This is a genomic window from Sphingobacterium sp. 18053 (assembly GCF_902706145.1).
Lineage (GTDB): Bacteria > Bacteroidota > Bacteroidia > Sphingobacteriales > Sphingobacteriaceae > Sphingobacterium > Sphingobacterium paramultivorum.
Genome location: NZ_CACSJW010000005.1, coordinates 137,784 through 154,136, shown reverse-complemented (window position 1 = coordinate 154,136; position 16,353 = coordinate 137,784). Strand labels below are relative to the sequence as shown.

At 39.3% G+C, this 16,353-nt stretch carries 15 protein-coding genes; 9 read left to right on the top strand and 6 right to left on the bottom strand.

The window, feature by feature from the left end; all coding sequences use genetic code 11:
- Positions 1-47: 47 nt before the first annotated feature.
- From GVK91_RS13225 to GVK91_RS13215, 3 genes are all read right to left on the bottom strand, one after another.
- A complete protein-coding gene (locus tag GVK91_RS13225) occupies positions 48-497 on the bottom strand; it encodes a KTSC domain-containing protein (protein ID WP_153845034.1) in 450 nt (149 codons plus the stop codon).
- Positions 498-552: 55 nt separating this feature from the next.
- Positions 553-774, bottom strand: a complete 222-nt coding sequence (locus GVK91_RS13220) for a VF530 family DNA-binding protein (RefSeq protein WP_153845033.1) — start codon at positions 772-774, stop codon at positions 553-555.
- 82 nt (positions 775-856) lie between these two features.
- The gene (locus GVK91_RS13215) at positions 857-1,375 is read right to left on the bottom strand and encodes an NADPH-dependent FMN reductase (RefSeq protein ID WP_153845032.1); all 519 of its coding nucleotides are present in this window, start codon (positions 1,373-1,375) and stop codon (positions 857-859) included.
- A 214-nt stretch (positions 1,376-1,589) separates the two neighbouring features.
- Between GVK91_RS13215 and GVK91_RS13210 the strand changes: the two genes are divergently transcribed.
- From GVK91_RS13210 to GVK91_RS13175, 8 genes are all read left to right on the top strand, one after another.
- Positions 1,590-2,147 (top strand): RNA polymerase sigma factor, encoded by a 558-nt coding sequence (locus GVK91_RS13210; RefSeq protein WP_153845031.1) that lies wholly within the window; start codon positions 1,590-1,592, stop codon positions 2,145-2,147.
- 192 nt (positions 2,148-2,339) lie between these two features.
- On the top strand, positions 2,340-3,440 hold the full coding sequence (locus GVK91_RS13205; RefSeq protein WP_153845030.1) for a FecR family protein: 1,101 nt from the start codon (positions 2,340-2,342) through the stop codon (positions 3,438-3,440).
- Positions 3,441-3,609: 169 nt separating this feature from the next.
- A complete protein-coding gene (locus tag GVK91_RS13200; protein ID WP_235032918.1) occupies positions 3,610-6,885 on the top strand; it encodes a SusC/RagA family TonB-linked outer membrane protein in 3,276 nt (1,091 codons plus the stop codon).
- 12 nt (positions 6,886-6,897) lie between these two features.
- A complete protein-coding gene (locus tag GVK91_RS13195) occupies positions 6,898-8,493 on the top strand; it encodes a SusD/RagB family nutrient-binding outer membrane lipoprotein (RefSeq protein WP_159729263.1) in 1,596 nt (531 codons plus the stop codon).
- A 68-nt stretch (positions 8,494-8,561) separates the two neighbouring features.
- A complete protein-coding gene (locus GVK91_RS13190; protein ID WP_159729261.1) occupies positions 8,562-9,044 on the top strand; it encodes a hypothetical protein in 483 nt (160 codons plus the stop codon).
- A 227-nt stretch (positions 9,045-9,271) separates the two neighbouring features.
- Positions 9,272-9,829: an RNA polymerase sigma factor gene (locus GVK91_RS13185; protein ID WP_153845028.1), complete on the top strand. Its 558-nt coding sequence runs from the start codon at positions 9,272-9,274 to the stop codon at positions 9,827-9,829.
- Positions 9,819-10,640: a hypothetical protein gene (locus GVK91_RS13180; protein ID WP_153845027.1), complete on the top strand. Its 822-nt coding sequence runs from the start codon at positions 9,819-9,821 to the stop codon at positions 10,638-10,640. Before GVK91_RS13185 ends, GVK91_RS13180 begins: the two co-directional genes overlap by 11 nt.
- Before the next feature lie 97 nt (positions 10,641-10,737).
- Entirely contained in the window at positions 10,738-11,670 is a 933-nt protein-coding gene (locus GVK91_RS13175; RefSeq protein WP_153845026.1) for a DUF4097 family beta strand repeat-containing protein, read from the top strand.
- Positions 11,671-11,723: 53 nt separating this feature from the next.
- Here the strand turns inward: GVK91_RS13175 and GVK91_RS13170 are convergent, their stop codons facing one another.
- The 3 genes from GVK91_RS13170 to GVK91_RS13160 all read right to left on the bottom strand — a co-directional run bounded on the left by GVK91_RS13170 (position 11,724) and on the right by GVK91_RS13160 (position 15,334).
- Complete coding sequence (locus tag GVK91_RS13170; RefSeq protein ID WP_228280329.1) at positions 11,724-12,434, bottom strand: bifunctional 2-polyprenyl-6-hydroxyphenol methylase/3-demethylubiquinol 3-O-methyltransferase UbiG; 711 nt, start codon at positions 12,432-12,434, stop codon at positions 11,724-11,726.
- Positions 12,418-13,599, bottom strand: coding sequence for a nicotinate phosphoribosyltransferase (gene pncB, locus GVK91_RS13165; protein ID WP_153845025.1), 1,182 nt, complete (start codon positions 13,597-13,599; stop codon positions 12,418-12,420). Before pncB ends, GVK91_RS13170 begins: the two co-directional genes overlap by 17 nt.
- Before the next feature lie 160 nt (positions 13,600-13,759).
- Positions 13,760-15,334: a DUF6600 domain-containing protein gene (locus GVK91_RS13160; RefSeq protein ID WP_159729259.1), complete on the bottom strand. Its 1,575-nt coding sequence runs from the start codon at positions 15,332-15,334 to the stop codon at positions 13,760-13,762.
- Positions 15,335-15,590: 256 nt separating this feature from the next.
- On the opposite strand from GVK91_RS13160, the gene GVK91_RS13155 reads away from it, so the two are divergent.
- A complete protein-coding gene (locus GVK91_RS13155) occupies positions 15,591-16,349 on the top strand; it encodes an ABC transporter permease (protein ID WP_075991659.1) in 759 nt (252 codons plus the stop codon).
- Positions 16,350-16,353 lie beyond the last annotated feature (4 nt).

Below are 16,353 nucleotides of genomic sequence, written 5' to 3'. Positions count from 1 at the left end.
TCTGATAGAGGGCGTTTATCTTTGTATAGCGGATGAAAGAACAGTGTTTAAGCGACTGTTGCAGTCTTTAATACATTACGGTAAGGATAAGAATGGAAGATGTGTCTGCGAGCAAATCGACCTAAAGAATCTGCGTTTACAAATTTAATATAGTCATTCCGCTGAACACCAAAATATTCATATTGACTGCCGTCGTGAAAAGTGACTGTCAATATTTGTCCTTTCCAGTCAATATCCTGAATACCAGAATTGGTAATTGTCTCCGTGTAGATCGGTAACTGTTGCTCTAATGTTTCCGGACAGATGCTTACCAGGAAATGGTAGGCTTCAATCATTTCCACACTTTTTTGCTCTGCAGCCAAACGACCTTCTTCATCATTGACAAATTTATCTGGATGACATTCTTTCATGATTGTCCGGTAGGTAGATTTCAGGGTTTTAAGATCCACAGATTTCTCTACGTTAAGTAACTTCCGGTAGTCGGCAATTTTTTTCATGGCGGCAAAGATATGCTTAATAATCAGATTATTCGTTATGAAATATGAAAAAAACTTATTTCTTCAACAAGGTTTTTACATAGAGCTGTTCAACCTTCTCTCTAGCCCAATGTGTTTTCCTTAAGAAAGTTAGGGAAGATTTGACACTCGGATTGTCATTGAAGCATCGGATGGATATGCGTTGTCCCAACTCTTCCCAACCATAATACTCCACTAAATATTCAATGATGGTGTCGAGCCTTTTTCCGTGTAATGGATTATTAATTTGTTCTTGCATGTCGTAAAGATAATAATCTTCAAATTATGGATTGCGCTAATTTTTATGGTTTGGATGAAAATGGAGCAGAACTTAATGGGTATTAATATTCATTAAGTTGTGTTGCCAGCTTTTCTAGTTCTAAATTGAGCTGTTCGTCCCAAATTGCTCCCGTAGCATCCAGCTTTCCTTTGACTCCTTGTATGAGCAGATTTCTTTTTTCGTCAATTTGAGCTCCTAGTCCCTGCAGGATACGTTGTAGTTCAACATGTGCTGTTTCGCCTTGCGCTGCTGCGGTAATGATACTAACGGGCTTATCGGTGAAAACCGTAGTTGCTGCGCACCACTCGAGTAGATTTTTTAATCCACTGGGCACACTGAAAATATATTCGGGGCTGCTTATCAATACGATGTCAGCATCATGAATTACCTGACGGAGTGCAATAATTTCAATAGGTGGATGGGACTGGCTCTCTTCAGGATCAAAATGAGGCAGTTCTTTAAGGCGGTCAAATAGGGTGAAATGGATATCGGCATTAATCTCCTGTTGGAGGTGACTTACAATATGATGATTGGATGAATGTGCACGGGCACTACCTACAATGGCAAAAATAGTTTTCATGTGAGTTTAAATCTAGTCAACGGCTGTATACTGCTGCTTTGTTTTTACTTTTTATATTCTTAATGAAGGAACTAAATTACAATATTCAATTCAAACGATTTACTTTGTTCTTCGCTTCAATGTAATTTTTCGTTTCTTTCTCCTTTTACCGATTAAGTTTATACTTTTGGAACTGAGGACTTATATTAGCTTTTTTCGGATTATATGCTTTATTATGAGAAATAAAATGGGGTACCGCTTATTGTGGGAGCGTATTCGTACTGGAGACGAGACGGCTTTCTTTGATCTTTATGCGGCGCTCTATCAAGAGCTTGTTAATTTTGGAATACGCACCTGTGGCGACAGTGACTTGGCAAGTGAAGCAACCGATCAGGTATTTGTTAAAATTTGGGAGAAAAGAGAACAGCTAGATCGGGTAGAAAATGTACAGTCCTATCTCATTACTTTTTTAAAAAGACGTATCCTACGTCTACTAGAGAAACAACATAGGATAAATACCGCCCTTCAAAATGTAAAAGCGGAAGATGATTGGGTTGAGATGCCTTATGAGGAGTTTGTTATCAAAGTACAGACGAATGAAATTATACAGATCCGTTTAAAGGAAGCGTTGGAGAAGTTGTCTTTTCGTCAGAAACAGCTGGTGAATCTGAAGTTTTTTGAGGGCTATTCCTATGAAAAAATAGCTGAAACTACGCAGATGTCCGTGAAAACTGCCTACAATACGCTTTATGATGCTTTAAAGATTCTGAGGGAGGAATTGAAAGATATTTAAGTTTAATTTGTTGTTCTCCCTTTGAAGATTCAATAATCGCATAGAAATGCGCTTAAATCTATTGTAAAATGCCATCCTTGTATTTTCTTTAAAAAAAATAATAATCTGATTTTCAGGTTTTTGTGAAATATTTTAAATTTTCTTTAGGCAAAATAACTCCTTTTGGGCACTATAGAGTAAATACCCAAAAGAATGAGCCAAAAAGATTATAAACAGTTAGAAGATTTTTTGATTGACGATACCTTTCAAAAGTATTGTTCGGGAGAAGATAAGAACTGTATTCTCTACTGGCAACAATATAGTCTGAACCATCCAGAACAAGCGGAGACGATTCTGAAAGCCAAACGCCTATTTCAACTCTTGGTTGGCAACCGTAGACCTGTGAATGAGCAATTGGAAAAATTGAAGACAGATCTGCAGAATGCTCCAGTAGAACATCGCTTGCCCTATCGGTTTAACTGGCCTAAATGGGCAGCCATTGCTGCTGTGTTTGTCGCTTTGGTATCGGGTGGTGTTTGGTATTATGCTCAACCGGGCAAAGTTGATACGACATTACCAATAAGCGCAATTGGCCAGGTGTATCAAACAAAAAATGGTGAAAAAAAGACCTTCGAATTAAGTGACGGAAGTACTGTTACGTTAAACTCTGCGAGTAAACTGGAGTTATCGGCAGATTTCAATCAGGAATTGCGTGTGGTGCGGCTTGCGGGTGAAGGTTATTTTCAGGTGGCCAAGAATAAGGATAAACCTTTTGTGGTACAAGCATCTGATTTTGATATCAAGGTCCTGGGAACAACATTTAATGTGAAGAGTTATTCCGATGAACCTACAGCAGAAGCACTGCTTGTAGAGGGTTCGATTGAAATGACGAGCAAAGGACAGCGTGAAAATTCTGTTGTCATCAAGCCGAATCAAAAAATCACGATCTTTAAGAATCAAGCAGAAATAGCAGTCGCTCGTAAAACCAATAAACCAACAGCGAGCAAATTACCGATTAAGGAGATTGCCATAGAGAACATCCCTACAGTAGAATCCAATACAGCTGAAATACCAGATATTGCATGGCGTGAAAATAGATTAGAAATCGTGGACCAAGATTTTGAATCGCTTCGCCGGACGTTGGAACGCTGGTATGATGTGGATATCCAAATCCAAAATGATCAATTAAAACAATATCGCTTTACAGCAACCTTTGGTAAGGAGGGTATTACTCAGGTACTGAGTGCTTTGCAGAGCGTTGAACCTTTTAAATTTAATGTATATGGGAGAAAAATAACTATATCAGAAAAGTAAAAAGGATGGTGGACCAACACCATCCTTCATTGAAAAAATGATTAACCAAAAGCAGCAACATTGGGGCGTGCTGCTTAATATTAATTTTAACCAACACTAAAATATGATTAAAAATTGCTTATTGCAAATGCGCAATGGATATATTGTGCATTTTAGATTCATTATCCGGATGAAACTAGCCTTAATTATGACTACGTGTGCTGTTATGAATGTTTCGGCAAATGTATTTTCCCAACAAAAAGTATCCTTGGATGTCCAAAAAACAAAACTGAGCAAGGTACTTAAAATGATCGAAGAGCAAAGTGATTATTACTTTGTCTATAATTCGACGAATGAAAATTTAAATAAAGAGGTGTCAGTCAATGCAAATAATACCAAGGTATTGGATGTGTTGGCTAAGCTTTTTAATAAAAGTGGATTGGTTTATTCCGTTTCTAAGGAGGGGCTTGTGGTTGTCAGTCAACAGCAGCAGGTGGCTGTCGCAGGTGTCGTCACTGACGATAAAGGCAATCCCTTAGCTGGTGCTACGGTACGTGTTAAGGGAACCGCGGTGGGACGTGCAACAGATATCAATGGACGCTTTATGATCGATGCGGCAACAGGAAACACCTTAATTATTTCTTTTGCGGGTTACACTTCGCAAGAAGTAGCCGTAACCAAAGAGGGTGATCTGAAAATTGTTTTATTGGAAGATAATCGGATGCTCAATGAGGTTGTTGTGACGGCATTGGGTATGAAGAAAGAGAAGCGCTCATTGGGGTATTCTGTTACGCAGGTTGCCGGTGAATCGCTAACCACAGCCCGTGAAAATAATGTGATGAATTCACTCGTTGGAAAGGTGGCCGGGTTGGATATCAGTTCTACTTCTGGCGGTGCCGGAGCTGCGTCCAATGTGACCATCCGCGGGGTATCGAGTTTGAACCAGACAAATCAACCATTATACGTAATTAATGGTATTCCTATGGAAAGTAAGCCGGTAGGTATCGGAAATGCCAATTCCAAAGGAAACTCAGGAAGCCAATGGGATAATGCACCCGATCTTGGTGATGCAATTGGCAATATCAACCCAGACGATATTGAAAGTATTTCAGTACTGAAAGGTGCTGCCGCATCTGCATTATATGGTTCAAGAGCCAAGGCAGGGGTTATCCTTATTACAACAAAATCAGGAAAAGGCAATTCGATCGATTTTAATAGTAACCTTGTTGCCGAGCAAATTATAGACAACACGAATTGGCAAACAGTCTATGGTCAGGGGGCAAACGGTGAGAAGCCAACGACCCAAGCAGGCGCAGCCCAAGTGGGAGGTTCAAGCTGGGGAGCTAAATTAGATGGAACACCAGTCGTACAATTTGATGGAGCTTCAAGACCTTATTCATTACAAAAGGGAAATTTAGATCGGTTTTACCGCACTGGTTCGACATGGACTAATACATTAGCGTTAAATAAATCATTTGATGGTGGCTCTATTCGTCTGTCAGGAACAGATGTCAATAACAGGTCAGTTGTTCCAAATTCGGGACTGAAAAGACAGTCGTTCAATTTGGTCGGACTTTTTGAGCCACTTAAAGGATTGACGATCGATGCACGCTATAATATGATTCTGGAGCAGGTCAAAAATCGTCCAATGGTTTCTGACGGTGCTGGAAATGCCAATTACAACGTCATGTTTTTGCCAACGAGCATCAATATAAACGATTTGAAGCCATGGAAAGATGACAATGGAAAAGAGATCCTCTATAATTCGGGTAATGTGTATGCAACCAACCCTTGGTTTGCAGCAAATGAGTTTATCAATAATACGAACCGGGATCGTTCGATCGCTTCCGTAACAGCAAAGTATACCATGGGTAATGGTTTGTTTGTTCAGGGTAGGGCAGGAAGAGATGGTTATACCGATCATTATAAGAATGTTGTTCCATCTGGAACCGGCTATTATGAGAATGGTAAAATTGCAGAGCAGGAAACTAAATTTGCAGATATTAATGCCGATGTTTTGGTCGGTAAGTCATTCACTTTCGGAGATTATAGCCTTACACCTAATCTTGGTGCGAGTTACCGAAATACTAAAATCAGACAGACGACCAATTTAGGTGCCGACTTCGCGATATTTGGTGTGTATAATATTTTGAACGCAAAAAATAAGTCGGTAGCGTATCTCGAAAGTGAATCGGAGACGCAGTCTACTTATGGTACCTTAGAATTTGCTTATAAAGATATAGCCTATTTGACTGGTAGTTTACGCTCTGATTGGTTTTCTACCTTAGCTACACCTGGAGTAGATAATAAATTAAACTCTGTTTATCCCGCAATCTCAGGTTCATTTATCTTTTCAGAATATCTAAAACCATCATGGTTGAGCTTTGGAAAGTTGAGAGCAGGTTTTGCTCAGGTAGGACAGGCAACAGATCCTTATCAAACCTTGTTAACCTATAATTTTAGAAGTGAAGTACTCAACGGACAACCTTTAGGGGTTATTAACAATGTGAATATTCCGAACTCTTCCTTAAAAGCTTCTACAGCAACAGAGTTGGAAATCGGAACGGAGTTGCGTCTTTTTAATGATCGTGTAAATTTGGATCTAACATGGTATAACAAAAAGTCGAAAGATGAAATTTCCTTTATCACAACGCCTTCCGCAAGCGGTTATGCTGGTGCCGTACTCAATGCCGGTAAAATGCAAAATAAGGGATTTGAAGCATTGATTTCAGCCACAGTTGTCAAAACGGAAGATTTTAAATGGGTATCCTCATTGAATGGTTCTTACAACGACAATAAAGTGATTTCATTGGCTGAGGGAATGGACGAACAGACGGTAGCGACTTCGCGTTCGGGTGTAGGTTACTTAATGAATAAAGTTGGTATGCCTGCTTTCCAGATCATGGCTTTCGATTATAAATACGATAGTAATGGTGAGATCGTAAAATTGGCCGATGGTTCTCCTGACCGGGGTGAGTTAAAGTCCTATGGTTCGGCAATGAATAAATGGTTTGCTGGCTGGAATAATGAGTTTAGCTACAAAAGGTTCAATTTTTCTTTCTTGGTTGATGGAAAATGGGGTGGAAAGCTTTTCTCGGGAACAGATTATTACGGTTATATTTTTGGATTACATCAGGAAACTGTGGCTGATCGTGAAAGCTTGGGCAGAACAGCTTCTACCTATTATACCAATACGGCAAATAATGTATCTAAGATATTTGTAAACAGCGCTGATTTTGTGAAATTGAGACAGGTCGTTATGGGCTATACTTTCCCATCCAATCTATTTAATAACAAAGTTAAGTCGATTACAGTAAGTGCTGTAGCGCGCAATCTCTGGACGATCATGAAGAAAACAAATAACATAGATCCAGAATCGAGCTATAATGCAACTTTCCCCGGCTTAGAGCTTGGAGGTGTACCAGCAGTACGTACTTACGGTGTTAATTTAAGTGTTAAATTCTAATTGCAAACAATCATGAAAAGATATATTAAACCGGTAGTTATTAGTTTAATGGCAGCGACATTATTTATGGAAAGTAGCTGTACAAAAGATTTTGATAAGATAAATACAGATCCAGTTGCTTATGGTAAAGAAAATTGGGATCCAAATTATACATTGAGCTCTGCACAATTATTTTACACAGGAAGTTTTGATTTTGCATACGATACATGGCGTGGAAATCTAATTTACTCGTCGACAATGATGCAGGGTTTATCGACTGTAGTGAGTTATTGGGCCGGCGATAAATATATGCTGAATGAAAGCTATACCGCGGCGTATTGGGGTACGGGTACAGTTGGGGCCTATATTGAGCAGGTTCGTAATATTGTGGATGTGGTTGAGTTTACAAAAGACAAACCAAAATATGCAAATCTGTATAATGTCGCACGTATTTGGAAAGCTTTAATTTATGCTCGCTTAACTGATTTGTATGGGGATGTTCCCTATTTGGAGGCGGGACTGGGTTTTTATACCAAAGTTTATAAACCGAAGTATGATAAGCAGCAGGACATCTATAACGATTTGCTAAAGGAACTTGAAACGGCTACTGCAGCATTAAAGGATGATGGTGATAAAGTCACTGGTGATGTTATTTATAAAGGTGATATTGCCAAATGGCGTAAATTTGGCAATTCTCTGCTCTTACGCACAGCGATGCGTTTGGTTAAAGTAGACGAATCTAAAGCGAAGGAATATGTGCAGAAGGCTGCGGGTAAGACAATGGACAGTAATGCCGACAATGCTTTTATTTTACATGATGAATCAGGATCTAGAGTCACTCAGAATAGAAACAGCCAGGTTTTATTGGGCGATGGTGGCCAAGAGAATTATTATGTAAAATGGTCTAAAACGTTTATTGACTATTTAAAAAGCAACAATGACCCGAGGTTGCAAAAGGTTGCTGTTACAAAGCTATATTTATCAGAAAAGGACAAAACACAGAACGGGAGTTTTATCACAGATCCAACCAAGCAAAAGGGGATGCCGAATGGAAAAGATTTGGGATCAAATGCACAGTATAACATCAGTAGCGACCCAAGTTATACGACCTTTGCAGAATATTCTTCGCCCAATCCTAATATGATCAAGCGGACTGGTGCGACATTTATTTTGACCTATGGCGAATCCGAGTTGCTTTTGGCTGAGGCAGCCCAACGTTGGGGAATAGCTGGTAGTGCAAGCGATCATTATAAAAAAGGTGTGAAGGCAAGTATTACCTATCTGAATCAGTATGATGGTTCCTTAGCAATAAGTGATGCTGATGCTGAGACTTATTTGGCTGCGAATCCATTTAATGCTGCTGATGCCTTAAAACAGATCAATACCCAATACTGGGCACATACCATAACAATGATGGATTTTTATGAAACTTGGAGCAACTGGCGTAGAAGCGGCTATCCAGCGTTAACTCCGGTGAATTATCCAGGAAATGCTACTTCGGGGACTATTCCAAGAAGATTCCCTTATCCTTCTACTGAAGCGGCTATCAATGGCGAAAACTACAGAGCAGCTTCGGCCGCAGTACCTGGCGGAGATAAGTTGTCTGGTCGAGTTTGGTGGGATAAATAATTACAATGGTTTGTTTTTGATTGAGGCTGAACTTTCGTAGTTTGGCCTCTTTAAACCTTTTATAAAATATGATAAACCTAAAAAATCAACTGCTATTTGCGATTGCGATTTCCTGTCTTGTTTTTTCATGTAAAAATACTACCGAAAAGAAGGATGTGGATGCCGTAAAAGCCAAGTCCTTGACCGGTACCTATAAGCTTATTGAAAGCAAAACAATCAAAGGGAAAGATACGGTAACTGCTTTTACGGACACGAGCAAAACCGAAATGTTTAAAATGTTCAATGATGACCATTTTTCCTTTTTTAACCACGATAAGGAAAAAGGTAAAGGTAAAGAACCGCTGTTTGTCGCAGGCGGGGGCACCTATTCTTTTGATGGTTTCAACTATCAAGAAAGATTACAATATTGTTCAATGCGCGATTGGGAAAGTAATAAGTTTGATTTTCAACTTACTTTAAAAGGAGATACATTGGTTCAGACCGGTGAGGAAAACTTACCTGAATTGGGAGTTAAACATACCATTGTGGAGACCTATCTAAAAGTTAAATAATCGATAATCTTATACCTGGAGTTTTAAAATCCTTATTAAGTTTATTTTATTAATGCAGACACTCAAGTTCATCCTTGAGTGTTTTTTGTTGAAAAGGGACCCTTTAATGGGCTTTTGTGCATTTTTAGAATTATTTTAGAAAAAAAATAAAATTATATTGCAACATTTTCAGCAGAGCCCCGACTACATAGTAGAAACATAAGAATTAACAGTATTAATTTTATAACGTGCAAAATCAGCTTAGCGATAAAGATTTATTAGCGATGTGCCAAACGGGCAATGAGTCTGGGTTTGCACAGCTCTATCATCGGTATGCAAAAAAGATTTTTAATTCTATTTATCGGATTTTGTCCAATCAGGAAGAAAGTGAAGATATTTTACAGGAAACCTTTGTTGACTTTTTTTCAAGATCAGATAAATGGCATTTAGTTCTCAGTGTGGAAGCCTGGTTGAGAAGGATGGGGGTGAATAAGGCAATCTCACTGTTACGGAAGAATAAGCAATATTTTACGCCGGTGGATGATTTGGAAATTAAGGATGATGGCGAAGACGAATTGCTGGAAAAAGAATGGCGTGAATGTCGTTTGACAGATTTGGAGAATGTGATCGATCAATTGACAGGCGTGCCTAAGATGGTCGTTAATCTTTACCTGTTTGAAAACATGAGCCATGATGAAGTTGCGGAAACATTGGGGATGACAGCGGTTGCTGTACGTAGTCAATATCACCGTGCTAAAAAGAAAATTTACGAAGAATTGAAGGAAAGGTATAATTATGCGGGATAATTTAAAAGATTTTGTAAACGCTAATCGGGAGGCATTTGATCAGAGAGAACCTTCGGCTGACTTATGGAATAAAATAAGACCACAAGTAGTTCCCCCTGTTCAGGAAAGAAAGATTAAGCCTTTATGGAAGTGGGCTAGTATTGCGGCAGCAGCCCTTTTAGTGGGGACAGCAACTTTTATTGCTTTTAATCAACAACGAGAAATAGAAGTAGAAAAGCCTGTAGCTGCGGTACATCCTATTACTGTTCCGGAAAAAGAAGACAATGCAAAAGCAGTTGATGCTGAGGTGATGGGAATTGATACTGGAGGCCAAGAGACTTTAGCTCCTGTTAAGGCAATCGCCGGTATCGAAAGCAAAGGAAAACAATTGGCAAAAGTAAGCGTATTGGAAGCTGCTCATCGTGAAATGGAAGAGAAAATGGATTACGTTCAGATGCTTCAGGATTCGAGTTCCGCAAGCACGCGTTTAAGTGCTGTCTTGGCGATGAAAGATGGGGGTAAGTTAGATCGCAATAGTGTGGGAGCTTTGGAAAAGACAGCTGTGTCAGATCAAAGTAGTAATGTCCGCATGGCCGCAATCGAAACCATATTAAGTGGACTTAGCCCAGAAGAACGTCAGCAGAAAGTTCAGGACTTATTTGTGGAGCAAAATGATCCCACTTTACAAATGGAACTGATGCAAATGATGGCCCAACAGGAGGATCCGACGATGAAAGCAACAACAAAAGAAAAGTTAAATGAAATTGTGGAAGATCCATTTACCCTGAAATTTGTGAAGGAGCAAGCATATGCGGTATTATTAAATCAATAATAGGATATATTAAGGTAGAAGTCAGATTGTGTAGGTTAATCTATGAAAAAGCTTAAAATGCATTATTTGACAAATAATGAAGACAAACTAAAACGAAATGAAAAAGATAAGGATAATGATGATTGGGGTCGCACTGATCTTTGCAAGCGCATTGCAGGCCCAGGTAAATGAAACTGTAGAAAGTGTGGCTGCACCAAAACCTCCTAATCCTCCTAAAAAGGCTAGAGCGGTTTCAGGAGTTGTTGTTAGTAATAGTAATAATTTTACATACAGTTCTGCCGGATTCGGCCGTGAAAAGGGACCGAAAAACTGGAAAGAAATTAAAGTGCCCAACTTGGGAAATAAGCTTTTACTAAAATTGGATAATGTTTATATTGAAGGTTATAAGGGGAAAGATGTGCTGATTACAGCCAAGGTGGAGGAAAGTGAAGAAAATGACCGCGCAAAAGGCCTACGTGTGATCAATGGCTCGGGATTATCGGATAATTCAGGACTTGGTATGAATATCAAGACAGAAGGTGGAGTGACGGAAATAAGTATGGTAGGGATGCCCTTAGAGGATTCTATTCGTATCAAGATACCAATGGATTTACCTGTGACGATCAAAGGAGGGCGTGGAGCCATGTTTAATGCTGGAGTTATCGAATTAAAAGATATACGGGCTGAGGTTGAAGTTGCTAGTACGATAGGCGACGTGAATTTATTGAATGTTACCGGGCCGATCAATGTAAAGGTTTCACAGGGAGATGTTACAGCCAAATTTGTTCAACCTGTCAAAGGACCGATTTCTTTAGTCGCTGCTATGGGCGCCGTAGATGTTGCCTTCCCAAAGAATTTCGGAGCTAATGTGGATGTAAAATCTGCTATGGGGAATATCTATGCCGCGGAGGAATTTCAATTCGAAAAACCTGCCGAGGAAGCCAAATCAACTCCTATGGGTAACGCCGTGAAAGGCAAAATGAATGGTGGTGGACAGGATGTTATTTTAAAAACATCTATGGGAGATATCTACATAAGAACACAGAAATAATAGATATAAGAACACAGAAATAATAAAAAAAATAGCTTGTTATAAACAACAGGCTATTTTTTTAGTTCCATGCGGACGAGGTATTGATCATTCTCATCTTCATATAAAATTTGGACAACCCAACCCAGTTCGTGTGAAATTTTGATCAATAAATCCTGGTCTAAATAGAGCCATTTGAAAAGATTTCCTCGAGTCCCTTTGTACTCATACTGGTATTGAATTTCCCCAAAATAATGCGCTGGTTTTTTGATGTTGTAATCTTTGTACAAATAACTGATGTCTGAAGAGTCAAAAATCAGTTGGCCATTTTCAGTCAGTAACTCTTTACTATGTTGTAATAGTTTTCGAAAACCATCTACGTCGCCGGCAAGACCTATTCCGTTCATTAAAAGCAATAGCGTATCATATTTTTGGCCTTCGAATTTAAAGAAATCTTCGCAGATAATATGTTGTACCCCGCGTTGTTGCATAATATGACAAGCGGTTTGCGAGAGTTCCAGTGCATCTACTTCAAAACCTTTTTCTTGTAGATACAGGCTATGGCTGCCAACTCCGGCTCCAACATCAAGTACACGTCCATCACATAAAGATAGACCAATAAATTCCAGTTCAGGAAAATCATCGGGTTCCCGAAAGAAAATCTCGACGGGCATTTCATCTTGGTCGCCATAACTTGTATGGAGTATTAAAGGGAACTTTTCTTCTTGATGTACAAAGTAATCATCTAAGGCCTCACCGTATACATCTCTATGCATTGTCATCATCAATCATTAATACTTTTTTTGCAATATATATGGAGTCCTCATCTCCTGTATGTTTCATTGGTTCGTCAGATAGTTTGATAACTGGTGTCCATTGATCATCTTCTGGCAAAGCATCAGTCATCTTAATGACGATATTCATGGGTTTGAGTCCCACATCATTGGTGAAATTGGTACCAACGCCAAAGGAATGCAAGATTTTCCCCTCACAGTAGCTCGCGATTCTTTCGACCTTCTCATAGTCTAGGCCATCCGAGAATATGATTGTCTTTGAGAGGGGATTGATTCCATTTTTCTTATAGTGTGCAATAACCTTATCTGTAAATTCAAGTGGGTCGCCGCTATCGTGACGGACTCCATCAAATAATTTGGTTAACTTTTTATCAAATTGCTGAAAGAAAACTTCTGTAGTATAGGTGTCCGACAGTGCTATTCCGAGGTCACCCCGGTAGACATCAGACCAATGTTCAAGGCCAAGTAGATTGGCCATTTTATAACCGTATTTGGCGGCGTGAAACATAAACCATTCATGGGCGTGTGTGCCAATTGGTTTCGTCTCATATTTCATTGCTAAATGTACATTGCTGGTCCCTATAAATGTTTTTTCGCCATATTGCTTCAGTGTGCGAACGACCATATCATGGACTTCATAAGAATGACGCCTGCGGGTGCCAAAATCAGCAATTGTGATATTGAGTTTTTTATATTTTTCGATTTTATCTTTGGCCGTGGCGATTACTTCTGCATCCGAGGCACGTTGTAAACCTTGGGATTCATAAAAAAGTTCACAGATGAGCGACATCAACGGAACCTCCCAAAGAATAGTACGGTACCAGTACCCTTCGATAATGACTTCAAGGTCGGGGCCATCCTGGAATATTTTGATCTCTTCGGGATCGTAGCGATAACCTTGAAGAAAGTCAAAATAGGTGGGGTCTATATAAGGACAAGTTCTGGCAAAAAAAGACTTTTCTGCTTTTGTTAACTTCAAATTAGCCATTTCATTGACGGCCTCCTTCAGGAGTACGTCAAAACCATCGGGAAATTTATGATGTCCCCGGTTAATAAAATGATAACGTGCCTTGGCCTTTGGAAACAACTTAACCACAGCATGCTGCATGGTGAATTTGTAAAAGTCATTATCTAATATAGAGGTAAATGAAGCCATCTTTATCGATCTGTTTTTTTGTTTGAAGCGGTAAATTTACTAATTAACGTGAAAATGTATGGATTGTTCATGATAAATATAAAAAGACATGTATATAAAAGGCGGGTAAAATTTTTTATTTTACCCGCCTCATTTGACTTATTATTTTATTCGGCTGTCATTATCTTGTTCTAGATCTTTCTGATCCTTGTGAAGAACGTCCAGAGCTACGTTCACCTGAGCTTTCTGAAGACCTTGATCGAGATACGGACGATGAATTGTCTGTATTTGATCTACTTCTTGTGTTTTCGTAGCTCCGATTTTGAGTTGGTTGTGCTACAGGTTGCGATACCGGTTGGCTCGAGCGGGTCCTGCTGCCAGCATCGTTATTTCCATTTTGAACAGGCTGCGATACTGGTTGGCTAGAACGTGTTCTGCTGCCATCATAATTTCCATTTCGTTGCGGTGTCGTTGTCGGTTGAACTACTCGTGGAGGCACAGTCTGATCATTGCTGTTCGCATTTGACCGCGAACGAGAATTATAATCTGTGTTTCTATTGTAGTCTGTACTTCTGCCGTTTACAACACCATTATTATCAACGGAGCCATTTTGTCTATCTCTACTGGTAGATGTAGGGTTGTTATTGTTTGAAGCATCCGATTGGCGACCTGATCGCGTTCTAAAATCATAGTTATTCGAATTAGGTTGTGTACCGTTCGTATTTCTATTTACAGTTCCATTGTCGCTGGTTCTCGTATTATTATTTGAACTACGGCTCGAGCCACCGCTGTTGGCATCATTACTAGACCTTACAGAAGCATTTCCACTGTTATCAATATATAACTCACGACTTCCTGATCTTGAGTCGATGTTATCTCGATTGCCGATGACACGATTGGTTCGATCTGAAATCTCACTATTGTTATTTCGTGTTCGGGTAGAAGCATCTACGACATTTGTAGGACGTGCAGAAGATCTTGTATTACGGTCTACATTTGGACGGTACATACTGATTTCATTACTACGATTGCTGCTACTGCGGGCAGACCCAGGTCTATCGACATTTGCTATTCTATTAACCGTTACGCTTCTTCCTGTCGAACGTTCGATGTCAGATCTTCGCGGTCCACCAACATAATAGTTGTTGTTTATTATCGTTGTATTGTTGATAATGGTGGTTCTGTTATAGATATTATTGTAATTTCTTCGATTAACGTAATACCTATCCATGTCCCTATTCATAAAGTGATTGACTCCCACAAATGTCCAGAAGTTCATCGGAATATTAACGGATACATTGATACTCATGCCCGGACCCATTGGTGCCCAACCGTAGTAGTCGTTACTTTGACGCCAATTTACCCATGCTGGTCCCCATTCATAGTCAGGAACCCATCCCCAACCATAACGGTCATTGTAGTTCCAACGACCATAGTGAAATGGAGCCCAACCCCAGTCATAGTTGGATACCCAGGTATTACCATAGTCGGTCATTGTCCAATAACCATTGGTGGCATAAGGCTGGAAGTTCGGGCCAACGTCCGGAATCCAAACATAGCCATAATTGGGGTCATTAACCCATTGTCCATAAGGGGAGAGTTGATCATAGAACATCTGGAACGAAACTCCAGCATTGTTATAATTGTTATAACCATTATATCCACCCCGTTGGGCCATTGAAGTCGCGCAACTTGAAAAAGAAGCGATACCTATAAAACCAAGTACCCAATATTTTATGTTGCCTAAATTTTTCATGACTGTAATATTTAAAAGTGTGACAAAACTCTATTGTATTGTCTTTGTTATTATGACAGCATAACGTATAAAATGGTTTAATCGGTACACTGGAAATCTGATTTTTTTTATATAAAAGTCAAATTGATGATCTTTTTACATAAACGACAATTTTAGATACATATTTTTTATTTACCTTTACCGCTCGAATTGCTACGTGTTTGTTCAGCATAAGACGTGTTTTATGACACATTAATTTGAAATAGACATCATTTAAATGGCTAAAAAACTTCAGACTTTTTTTCTAGAATTCGCAAACATTCACCGTTTTTTGCTACGGTTTTGGCGCGAATTGGTAACTCCACCATATGAATTTAAAGAAATTGTCCGCCAGTGCTATGAAATAGGCTACAAATCTTTGCCTTTGATCAGTTTAACGGGATTTATTGTTGGATTTGTTTTTACAAAACAATCGCGTCCTTCTTTGGAAGAATTCGGGGCGACTTCGATGTTGCCTTCGCTTATTTCGATTGCTATTGTTCGTGCTCTTGCACCGCTGGTAACAGCTTTAATTGCTTCGGGTAAAGTGGGCTCGCAAATTGGTGCGGAACTAAGTTCGATGAATGTCACGGAGCAAATCGATGCCATGGAAGTTTCGGGAACTAATCCATATAAATATCTTATTGTAAGTAGAATATTAGCTACAACTATTGGAATTCCTGTACTATGTTTTTATGTAGCGGGTATAGGTCTTTTAGGTGGTTACCTAAGTATGATGAGTAAAGACGACTTAAGCTTTTTGAGTTTTTTTACGCAGGTATTTGAGACAATAGCATTTAAGGATTTAGGTGCTATGGTTTTGCGTGCGGTTATATTTGGTTTTACTATTGGAGCTGTAAGTTGTTATTGCGGTTATTTTTCTTCAAAGGGGACTGAAGGTGTGGGTAAGGCGGCCAATGCGGCCGTTGTCGCTTCGATGTTCCTTGTATTTATTGAGGAAATAATTATTGTTCAAGTTTTATCGTTCTTTGGATAGTGAG

What these genes read in the sequence shown, in the direction of transcription:
- GVK91_RS13225 (WP_153845034.1), bottom strand. Translation starts at nt 497, where the DNA reads ATGAAAAAAATTGCCGACTACCGGAAGTTACTTAACGTAGAGAAATCT.
- GVK91_RS13220 (WP_153845033.1), bottom strand. Translation starts at nt 774, where the DNA reads ATGCAAGAACAAATTAATAATCCATTACACGGAAAAAGGCTCGACACC.
- GVK91_RS13215 (WP_153845032.1), bottom strand. Translation starts at nt 1,375, where the DNA reads ATGAAAACTATTTTTGCCATTGTAGGTAGTGCCCGTGCACATTCATCC.
- GVK91_RS13210 (WP_153845031.1), top strand. Translation starts at nt 1,590, where the DNA reads ATGAGAAATAAAATGGGGTACCGCTTATTGTGGGAGCGTATTCGTACT.
- GVK91_RS13205 (WP_153845030.1), top strand. Translation starts at nt 2,340, where the DNA reads ATGAGCCAAAAAGATTATAAACAGTTAGAAGATTTTTTGATTGACGAT.
- GVK91_RS13200 (WP_235032918.1), top strand. Translation starts at nt 3,610, where the DNA reads ATGAAACTAGCCTTAATTATGACTACGTGTGCTGTTATGAATGTTTCG.
- GVK91_RS13195 (WP_159729263.1), top strand. Translation starts at nt 6,898, where the DNA reads ATGAAAAGATATATTAAACCGGTAGTTATTAGTTTAATGGCAGCGACA.
- GVK91_RS13190 (WP_159729261.1), top strand. Translation starts at nt 8,562, where the DNA reads ATGATAAACCTAAAAAATCAACTGCTATTTGCGATTGCGATTTCCTGT.
- GVK91_RS13180 (WP_153845027.1), top strand. Translation starts at nt 9,819, where the DNA reads ATGCGGGATAATTTAAAAGATTTTGTAAACGCTAATCGGGAGGCATTT.
- GVK91_RS13175 (WP_153845026.1), top strand. Translation starts at nt 10,738, where the DNA reads ATGAAAAAGATAAGGATAATGATGATTGGGGTCGCACTGATCTTTGCA.
- GVK91_RS13170 (WP_228280329.1), bottom strand. Translation starts at nt 12,434, where the DNA reads ATGATGACAATGCATAGAGATGTATACGGTGAGGCCTTAGATGATTAC.
- pncB (WP_153845025.1), bottom strand. Translation starts at nt 13,599, where the DNA reads ATGGCTTCATTTACCTCTATATTAGATAATGACTTTTACAAATTCACC.
- GVK91_RS13160 (WP_159729259.1), bottom strand. Translation starts at nt 15,334, where the DNA reads ATGAAAAATTTAGGCAACATAAAATATTGGGTACTTGGTTTTATAGGT.
- GVK91_RS13155 (WP_075991659.1), top strand. Translation starts at nt 15,591, where the DNA reads ATGGCTAAAAAACTTCAGACTTTTTTTCTAGAATTCGCAAACATTCAC.